Here is a 518-nt window from a genome sequence, read left to right on the forward strand (position 1 = left end):
GTAGGCACAGCAATAACTATGGTAGCTGCTGTAAAATAAGCCCGTGTATCAACGTCCATCCCTACTGAAAATATATGGTGAGCTCAAACCACAAATCCCATTCCACCAATGCCAGCCATAGCATAAATCATACCCAATGAGCCAAAAGGCTCGCGTTTACCAACAGACGATCTAATAATATGAGAAACTATTCCAAACCCTGGAAGAATTAAAATATAAACCTCTGGATGACCAAAAAACCAAAATAAATGTTGAAACAAAATAGGATCTCCTCCACCAGATGGGTCAAAGAAAGATGTGTTAAAATTCCGATCAGTCAATAACATTGTAATTGCTCCAGCCAACACTGGTAATGAAAGTAACAACAAAATAGCCGTAATCAATACAGATCATACAAACAACGGGACCCGCTCCATCACTATCCCCATAACTCGTATATTGATAATTGTAGAAATAAAATTAATAGCCCCTATAATAGAAGATGCTCCTGCCAAATGTAAGGAAAAAATAGCAAAATC

At 37.6% G+C, this 518-nt stretch carries 1 protein-coding gene; it reads right to left on the bottom strand.

Annotated elements, in window-relative coordinates; all coding sequences use genetic code 11:
- Positions 1-83: 83 nt before the first annotated feature.
- Complete coding sequence (locus BB427_RS24620; protein ID WP_254663605.1) at positions 84-383, bottom strand: cbb3-type cytochrome c oxidase subunit I; 300 nt, start codon at positions 381-383, stop codon at positions 84-86.
- Between the last annotated feature and the right edge of the window lie 135 nt (positions 384-518).

This window comes from Pseudoalteromonas sp. BMB, from assembly GCF_001709235.1.
Taxonomy (GTDB): domain Bacteria; phylum Pseudomonadota; class Gammaproteobacteria; order Enterobacterales; family Alteromonadaceae; genus Pseudoalteromonas; species Pseudoalteromonas maricaloris.